The sequence below is a fragment of the Clostridium oryzae genome (genome assembly GCF_002029235.1).
Classification (GTDB): domain Bacteria; phylum Bacillota; class Clostridia; order Clostridiales; family Clostridiaceae; genus Clostridium_AE; species Clostridium_AE oryzae.
The window spans coordinates 39,699-48,563 of sequence record NZ_MZGV01000033.1 but is presented as its reverse complement, the minus strand read 5'-3'; the positions used below and the strand labels follow the sequence as shown (position 1 = coordinate 48,563).

Below are 8,865 nucleotides of genomic sequence, written 5' to 3'. Positions count from 1 at the left end.
AAATATTAATTGTATAGATGAAAATAGGATGAGGGAGAATTCCTCAAAGATGTCTCCTACCTCTATACTACAAAAAAGATAAGTTTATAACCAGTTTTACTTGGCTATAAACATATTATACGAGGTGAGATAAAATGGAATGGTCGGAAAGAATGAATGAAGCCATTAATTACATTGAAGCACATATTGAAGAAAAAATAAACCATTTAGCAGTAGCTGAAATAGCATGTTGCTCTCTATCTAGGTTTCAACGTATGTTTTATTTTGTTACGGATGTTACGCTAGCAGAATATGTACGATGCAGAAGAATGTCTTTAGCAGCGAATGATTTATTGAATAGTGACATAAAGATAATTGAGTTAGCGCAAAAATATAATTACGAGTCTCCTGAAGCCTTCACGCGAGCATTTCAGACTTTTCATGGTGTTCCTCCTACAATTACTCGAAAACTTGGTATATATACTGACTACCCGCGCATTTCATTTCAAATTAAAATTAATGGAGGAAATTTTAATTTGAACATGAAATCTTTGGTCCATATTGAGGAACACAGCAATGACCGTGTGGTTTCTTTCTTTGTAAACTGTAAAGCCCCAGAGAGTGCTGCTGGAGATTTATTACGAGACTGGGCTATTAACAACTTAAGTGATTATACTGCTCGTCGTTGCATTGAATGAATTTCATGACGATGGAAATATAGATATTGGTTCTTCTATGCAAACAGCTTTTAAAGTTATATCTGAATGCTTAAAAGAAATGGATGGGTATGAATTTGATTTAGAAGAAAGGCGGCACAGGGAAGAACAGATTTTTTCAAATGAATGGTGGAAAGATCCTAATATTGGTGATGCGGGATTAGCTGGATTCAAACTATGGCTTCCTATTAGAAAGATATGAAGAAAGAAATGAAAAATTTGCAAGCAAACTATATAAAATAATCCTTTGTAAATGCTTAAGGCTGAGTGAACGGAGAAGATATTATTCCAACGTAAGTCTCTCAATTTTTTCTTATAGCAAGGGTGTAATTGCGTAATGAATGAATTCTAGCCTACGTTGGATGGAATTTTTTTATGGTGTATAAATTTCACGAGCTTCTATTATTTCATTTCCTTTAAATTTAAGCTGGATAATGTAATATGTTGGTTCTTTCATAACATACTTTTTAAATTCACTGTAATTTACTTTTGTTTCTGGAATAACATTATAGTCCTTGAATACTATATAAAACTTTACTTTGCTTGAAACCTTGTAAGTTCTTAGTTTTTTGCTTTTATTGATAATATAATAGTCGTCAGCATGATGGGAATCTGAAACCCAATAAAGTTTATCAACAGTAAGATACCTTGATGAATTTTTTTGAGTAAATTTATTGATGTGATAATATACTGTATATTTTTTTGAAGCTGCACGGACATTAATTGCACTGAAGTTAACTAAGATTGCTGTTAAACAGAATATACTTGACAGCAAAAGCAGTGAGATACTTTTGTAAAATGTAGTAGTATTAATTTTTAGATGATTTTTCATGGGAACCTCCTAATTTTATAATGTGACTAGTAAATTATATGTATTAATTCCATACTTATATTATTCTAATATCTCGATAAAGTAAACGGTGATATTTGTAAAAACTTCTTCTTATATGCAATGAGTTGGTATATACTTGTATATAGCGTAAATTTTTCATACAAGAGGGGATAATCATGAAAAAAATAGCATCTTTGTTACTAATATGTATTTTAATTATTCTACAAATCTCAATAATTAATGTTAAAACTTTAGCCATCGAAAGCAAAGCTCAGAACAAATTGTCACTTATTGTTGAAGAAGTATCACAATTACAGCTGCCTAAAGCGAAAAGAATATGTAACGAAAAGTGGAGTTCAGCTAATAGTAAAATTGCAGCGGTGAATAAAAACGGACAAGTTACAGCGGTATCGATTGGTAAGACTGACGTAACCTGCAGCTATAAAATAGGAAATAAAGACTATAAATATAACTGGTCAGTGACGGTAAATAATGTTCCTGAACCGTTTAAGTACAAGTTAGTTGCACACGCACTAGGAGGTTTAGAAAATAAATATACCTACAGCAATGCGTTAGAGGGGCTAGAACAATCGACTAAAAACGGTTATAAGTTTATTGAAACAGATATTATTCTAACTGCTGATGATAGGCTAGTTTGCTCACATGGTTGGAGCAAGTTCAGTTATACACAGACAGGGGTGCCTTATAATGCAGAAAATCCTATTATGACCTATGACCAATTTATGAATACTAAAATTCAAGGAAAGTATACAACTGTAGATGCATCAACTATAGTAGAATATATGAAAGAACATAAAGATGTTTATTTTAATTTGGATTTGAGGATTTTAGATAGGGAAACTGCTATTGAGACTACTGAAAAAATCGTACAAGCATTTAACAGCGATAAAGAACTGCTTGACAGGGTTTTAATACAAGCCGGCAGCAAGGAGATGTATGAAGGAATAAACAGTGTATATCATTTCAAATATTATGAGTATTTTGTTGAGAGCGATAAAATTAAAGATATTCCTTCAATAATTAAGTGGTGTAAAAGTAAGCATATAGCTGTAGTATCAATATTTGAAGGCGATATAACCAATAAAATGATAAAAGAAGTTAAACAAAATGGAATGTGTGTATTAACTCACACTGTGGACGATGTGAATGCGGCACAAAAACTTTTAAAAAGCGGCGTAGATTTAATTTGTACTAATTTTATAACATATGCAGATTTAAAATGATCAATTTTAATTATGGTACTAGATAGTTGTTAAAAATCAAGAGGTATTATACTTAACAGATCCCATGGTCTATAAATTTCCTTAGCTTCAATTCGCTGCTTACCACTAAACATTTCTTGCTCAGGAATTGTTGTGACATAAGATAGTATTTCTTCTATACTTTTTATTGAAGGGAAGATGATTTATGGATTGGCTTAAAAGAATGAACTGTGCATTAGGTGTTTTACTTTAATTCACGACAACTAAATAATATTTGTAAAAGGTATGCTGATTTTTAAAGTAGCATACCTTTTTTCTACCCCAAAATGTGATTTTTTTGAAGATTGGCGTATAAAGAAGTTAGAGAATAAGAAGGTTACAGCATAAGGCGGTATTGTTGCAGCCTTTTTCAGAGAGGGGGTGTGTTATGATTGATGTTTCTATCGGGATAATATGTTCTATAGCAGGTGTATTTGCAACGCTTTACACAGTTTCGCGTTATTTCAGGCAGGATACTCAAAAGGAGTCTGGTGATTTTACAAGAGTTGAAACCAAACTGGACTATGTGTCAAAGGGCGTCGATGATATCCGGCTGGATATAAAGGATCAAGGAAGGCAGATTAAGGATATCACTGAAAGGCTTGTGAAGGTTGAAGAAAGCACAAAATCTGCTCATCACCGGCTGGACATATTAGAGAAGGAAGAATAGGAAAGAAGTGATTAGTTTGAGTAAAATTAAAGGAATTGACGTTTCAAAATGGCAGGGAACAATAAACTGGAACAAGGTTAAAAATGACGGAATCAAGTTTGCAATTATAAGGGCAAGCTATGGCAAAGACCATAAAGATCCAGCGTTTGAATCGAATTATTCAGGTGCTAAAAAGGCAGGTATAGCAGTGGGAGCTTACCATTACTGCTATGCAAAGTCAACAGATGAGGCGAAAAAAGAAGCTGCTGGTTTTGTTTCAGCGGTTATGGGTAAAACTTTTGAATATCCACTGGTTGTAGACATGGAAGACAAGTCTCTTGCAGAACTAACCAAAGCTGCGTTGACTGACATAACTAATACATTTTTAAGTGCAGTAGCAGAAGCAGGCTTTACTACTATGGTTTATGCCAGCAAGAGCTGGTATGACAGTAAACTGGATGCGAGTAGGCTCATGGCACATAAAATATGGATTGCCAGATATAATGACACACTGGACTATGATGGAAGATATGATATTTGGCAGTACTCAAGCTCTGGCAGCGTAGCTGGTATAAGCGGACATGTTGATATGAACTACCTCTGTACAGATATTGTCAGTTTAAAGCAGCCTGCTAAAGCCCTTCAGCATAATGATAAATCTTGCAAAATTAAAAACTCTCCAGCCATATTATCAGTTAAGGATATACAGGAAAGACTTAACTTATTATATCGCCTGCATATTGAAGCTGATAATAAATTTGGGCATGAGACACTAAAAGCGGTCATTAAGGGCTTGCAGATAGAACTTAACAAACTATATAAGGCTAAGCTAAAAGTGGATGGCGTTTTTGGACCAGCTACCAGAAGTAAACTTATAGTTGTTAAAAAAGGTATGAAGGGTAACATGATATTCCTGCTTCAAGCACTCCTAATTTGCAAAGGCTGCAGATTAAAACCTTATGGGGCAGATGGGAGCTTTGGAAGCTTAACTGAGAGCAGGGTAAGAAGCTATCAGAAAGCTGAGGGGTTACAGACGGATGGTATAGTTGGTGCTGCTACCTGGTCAAAACTATTAGCTTAGAAAATTCAATTTTCAAACCTTGTAGTTGCTGCAATGCTCTAATTTACTTAGAAAAACATAAAGAAAATATAATAAGGAGGAATCTTACATGAAAGATTTAACAAGTATGTTCATTAATTCTAATGTTCTATTAACGGCAGGTACAGCATTATTTGTAATCATAATCGCTGTGCTTGCCTTTTTTACTGCTAAAAAGTTTGGAATAAAATATATAAAAACTGCTGAAAGTATAGTTACCTTTGCAAGGAATTTACTGCTTCAGCTTGGGTTTAACAATGAGAAGGCAAATTCAATAATGAGTGTGATTTTACGTGCGGTAAGCTATGCACTGGCTGTTGATTCTGCTTCAGCTATAGAAGAAAAGGTTAAAGTATCGTTGGATTTTTTCAATAAAATGCTGCTGCAGTTTGAGAAAAGCGGTACAAAGATAGTTCTGGATGACAGTGAAATAAACGTTTTGGAGACCGTATTTAAGTTAACATTTATATTTATCAATACACTTGGCATATCTAAGAAACATGTTCAGTTTAAAAGCTTGCAAAAATATCATATTAGCAATATTGAAAGGTAGAATAGTACGGCCATTATTGCAGATAATAATATTGGCTATTTATGTGGAAATTAAAAAGCTCAAAACTTATTTAGAGTTCCGTATGTTAAATAAAGATTGGGTATAGGAACGACACAATTACGGGAGATTGAGACGATGAAATTATTATCTGTAGTAGTTCCATGCTATAACGAAGAAGAGGTATTACCCTTTTTTTATAAAAAAATAAATGAAATAAGCGAAAAAATGATCGAGAAAATCGCTTTTGAATATATATTTGTTGATGATGGCTCAAAGGATGACACACTTCAGTATATTAAGAAGCTTGCAGCAGAGGATAGGAGAGTTGGGTATGTTTCGTTTACTAGAAACTTTGGCAAGGAAGCAGCTATATATGCAGGACTTGAGCATTCAAAAGGCGACTATGTTGTACTTATTGATGCTGATCTTCAAAACCCGCCGGAAATGATAATTGAGATGTATGACAGTATCATAGAAGGCGGCTATGACAGTGTTGCTGCACGAAGAGTTACTAGAACTGGAGAACCTGTTATAAGGTCTTTTTTTTCTAAATCCTTTTACCGTGTATTCAATAAAATATCTAACACAAATTTAGCTGAAGGAGCATCAGATTTTAGGCTTATGACAAGGCAGATGGTTGAAGTAATCCTTGCTATGAAAGAGAGTAATAGATTTACAAAAGGAATATTTGGATGGGTAGGCTTTAATACTAAATGGATTGAATGTGAGAATGTAGAGAGAATTGCAGGAGAGAGCAAATGGTCTTTTTTGTCTCTTTTTAACTATGCCATAGAGGCTATTGTGGATTTTTCGATGCTGCCTTTAGCTATAGCTGGAATATTAGGAATCTTATTTACTGTTATTTCATTTATATCACTAGTTATACAGATATTTGGATATATGACTTTAGGGCATTTTAAATCAAACCTCTCACTGCTTGTTAGTGTTATACTCTTAATCGGCGGACTGCAGTTTTTCTGTATTGGAATCCTGAGTGAGTATGTGGGCAGAGCCTATCTGGAATGTAAACACAGACCAATATATATTGAAAAAGAAGAGAGCAGCTATGATAACGATAAAAGCAAGAATTAATGAGAAATTAAGATATATACTAATATATTCAGCTTTATTTGCCCTAATGGGTTTAATAATTTTTTCTCCGTTTATAGCTGAACATAAAAGCTTCGTTTGGATATCAGATGGGACGGACCAGCATTATACTTCATTAATATATTACTCACGATATTTAAGAAACCTCATAAAGAAAATTTTTATTGAAGGTAAATTTGAATTACCTATGTGGGATTTTAAGATTGGACAGGGCTCTGATATATTAACTACGTTAAGTTATTATTGCATTGGTGATCCGCTGACGGTATTATCAATATTTTTCGATGAAGCTAAAATGGAAATGTGTTATAACTTTCTTACAATACTTAGACTCTACCTCAGCGGCCTAAGTTTTTCGGCTTATTGCTTCTACATAAAACAGTCAAAGCTGTCAACGCTGACAGGTGCACTTGTCTACACTTTCTGTGGCTATGCACTGCTGGCACTAAGACATCCTTTCTTTCTTAATCCGTTAATATATCTTCCAATACTATTTCTTGGAATAGATAAGATACTAAAAAAGGAAAAACCCTTTATTTTTGTCGGCATTGTCTTCATATCTGCAATCAGCAATTTTTACTTTTTGTATATGCTTAGTCTCCAGGTGTTCATCTATGCTGTTATACGCTATTTCTATATCGATGAGACGTCAAAAAGGCTGAAGGATTTTCTGGTTGCTGCAGTCAAAGCTTTCATGTACTATATGCTGGGTATTGCAATGGCAGCTTTTGTTTTACTGCCCATAATTCTTGTGATGAAAGAAACTTCAAGATTTGGTGAAAGCAGAGGAGGGTTAATCTGCATCTATCCAATTCAATATTATTCGGAGGTGTTTTCCAGCCTTTTTTATATACCAAGAATCAATTATTGGAGCTGCTTAGGTTATCCGGCAACCGGCGTATTTGTGGTTTTAAGTCTTTTTCACAGTAAATCGCCTAATTTTAAGCAGCTTAAAATAGCTTTTATAATTGGCGTAGCTTGCTTTACAATTCCTGCAGCAGCATATTTATTCAACGGATTTGCTTATGTTTCTAACCGATGGATTTTCGGATTTTCATTTGTTACAGCACTTGTTTTTGCTGTGGTTCAGCCCCATTTAAAAAATCATATTAATCAATCAACCTGGGCTTCGGTGACAGTTTGGATCGTCCTATTGCTGGATGTAAATATTTTTATATGGCTTATTGGCTATAAAGGAGAATATATACCGGCTGCGGCATTGATAGTAAGCAGCGCAGCTGTATTTTTTGCCTATAAATATAGAAGCTGTTTTGGATACAGAGGGTTTGAATACATTTTTGCGGCGCTTACAATTATAAGTATTTGTGTCAACGGCAATTTATTATATAACAGAAGATATAGAAAGGTAATAAACGAGTTTAGCTATAAAAATGAGTACTTAAAAAATATAATAAATTCACCGATGAAGCTTGCTGCAAAGATAAAAGATTCAGATTTCTTTAGAGTTGATACCTATAGATGGTGCTTTACAAAAGCAGGTGAGAGAAGGGAAGTAAGTGATAATGAAGCTATGCTGTTAAACTATAGAGGAATTTCTACATATTTTAGCCTGATAAATCCTAATTATTCAAGGTATATTAATAAATTAGATGTAATAGGGATTTTAGACCTTAACAGGATTTACAGTTTGGATAATAGAACAACCCTCAATGCGTTGGCTTCTGTAAAATATTTTCTTTCGTCCGCGAAGCAGCATTCAGCTGTTCCTTACGGATACGAACCTATAAAAAAAATGCATTTGGCTGAGGATCAGATTACGCTTTATAAAAATAAATATTTTCTGCCGCTGGGATATACCTATACTTCATCTATAAAGGCTAGTGACTTTGAAAAATTAGATTTGATAGATAAGCAGCAGGTGATGCTGGAAAAGGTGATTTTAGAAGACGATATCAATATTGGAGGAAATGATAAGAAGCTATATTCTTCAAAAGTTATAAAGGTGCCCTATAAAGAGATAAGAAATCAAAAGATAGATATTAAATATTATAGACCTTACCATGTCCATAATTATTCATTTAAAACAGTACCCAATAGTGAAGTTTATGTTGTGATTAAAAATGTTAAATTTACCGGAGCTTCTAAATTTTATTTGATTGCTGAAACTGATAATACTATTAAATTTGCAAAGTTTTATAACAAGGGCGAAGCTTATTATTTTGGAAGAAAAAATGCTGTAATCAATCTTGGCTACTTTAAAAACAGCATATCCGATTTCATGCTTTATGTTAACAAGGCTGGAGAGTTGTCCTACGATGAGATGAACATTGTATGTGTACCAATGAATGACTATGCTGACAAGATAAATGTACTTAAAGATGAAAGGTTAGAAAACATAAGTGTTTCTAATAATACAGTATCTGGAAATATAACTATCAGGCAGAATAAGATATTATATCTTTCAATACCCTACAGCAGTGGATGGAAGGTGAAAGTTGACGGGAAAAATGCGCTTATATATAAAGCCAATATAATGTATATGGCTGTACCATTGCAAAAGGGTAATTATAATGTTGAGCTGACTTATTGTACGCCTGGATTAAAAACAGGAGCAGCTATATCTATAGGAGCTTCCATTTTATTCATTTTTCTATTTCTAAAGAAATAATTGCAAAAAATTATTTGTATTTATATTGAAAAAAGA

9 protein-coding genes are annotated in these 8,865 nt (G+C 33.6%); 8 read left to right on the top strand and 1 reads right to left on the bottom strand.

Translation table 11 applies throughout. The features are described 5' to 3' along the window. The first annotated feature begins 134 nt into the window (after positions 1 to 134). The gene (locus CLORY_RS14540; protein ID WP_079425720.1) at positions 135 to 677 is read left to right on the top strand and encodes a helix-turn-helix transcriptional regulator; all 543 of its coding nucleotides are present in this window, start codon (positions 135 to 137) and stop codon (positions 675 to 677) included. Next, positions 670 to 897, top strand: coding sequence for a hypothetical protein (locus CLORY_RS14535; protein WP_079425719.1), 228 nt, complete (start codon positions 670 to 672; stop codon positions 895 to 897). The genes CLORY_RS14540 and CLORY_RS14535 overlap by 8 nt, the downstream gene beginning before the upstream one ends. Positions 898 to 1,068: 171 nt before the next feature. On the opposite strand, the gene CLORY_RS14530 is transcribed toward CLORY_RS14535, so the two are convergent. Further along, positions 1,069 to 1,527 (bottom strand): hypothetical protein, encoded by a 459-nt coding sequence (locus tag CLORY_RS14530; RefSeq protein ID WP_079425717.1) that lies wholly within the window; start codon positions 1,525 to 1,527, stop codon positions 1,069 to 1,071. A 176-nt stretch (positions 1,528 to 1,703) separates the two neighbouring features. Between CLORY_RS14530 and CLORY_RS14525 the strand changes: the two genes are divergently transcribed. The 6 genes from CLORY_RS14525 (at position 1,704) to CLORY_RS14500 (ending at position 8,829) form a co-directional block, all read left to right on the top strand. Next, a complete protein-coding gene (locus CLORY_RS14525) occupies positions 1,704 to 2,771 on the top strand; it encodes a glycerophosphodiester phosphodiesterase family protein (RefSeq protein ID WP_079425715.1) in 1,068 nt (355 codons plus the stop codon). A gap of 406 nt (positions 2,772 to 3,177) precedes the next feature. After that, positions 3,178 to 3,459 (top strand): hypothetical protein, encoded by a 282-nt coding sequence (locus CLORY_RS14520; RefSeq protein ID WP_079425714.1) that lies wholly within the window; start codon positions 3,178 to 3,180, stop codon positions 3,457 to 3,459. Positions 3,460 to 3,475: 16 nt separating this feature from the next. Beyond that, complete coding sequence (locus CLORY_RS14515; protein WP_169911635.1) at positions 3,476 to 4,519, top strand: GH25 family lysozyme; 1,044 nt, start codon at positions 3,476 to 3,478, stop codon at positions 4,517 to 4,519. Between the two features lie 88 nt (positions 4,520 to 4,607). Further along, positions 4,608 to 5,090, top strand: coding sequence for a hypothetical protein (locus CLORY_RS14510; RefSeq protein WP_079425710.1), 483 nt, complete (start codon positions 4,608 to 4,610; stop codon positions 5,088 to 5,090). A 135-nt stretch (positions 5,091 to 5,225) separates the two neighbouring features. Beyond that, the gene (locus CLORY_RS14505; RefSeq protein WP_079425709.1) at positions 5,226 to 6,182 is read left to right on the top strand and encodes a glycosyltransferase family 2 protein; all 957 of its coding nucleotides are present in this window, start codon (positions 5,226 to 5,228) and stop codon (positions 6,180 to 6,182) included. Further along, complete coding sequence (locus CLORY_RS14500; protein ID WP_169911634.1) at positions 6,157 to 8,829, top strand: YfhO family protein; 2,673 nt, start codon at positions 6,157 to 6,159, stop codon at positions 8,827 to 8,829. Before CLORY_RS14505 ends, CLORY_RS14500 begins: the two co-directional genes overlap by 26 nt. The last annotated feature ends 36 nt before the right edge of the window (positions 8,830 to 8,865 follow it).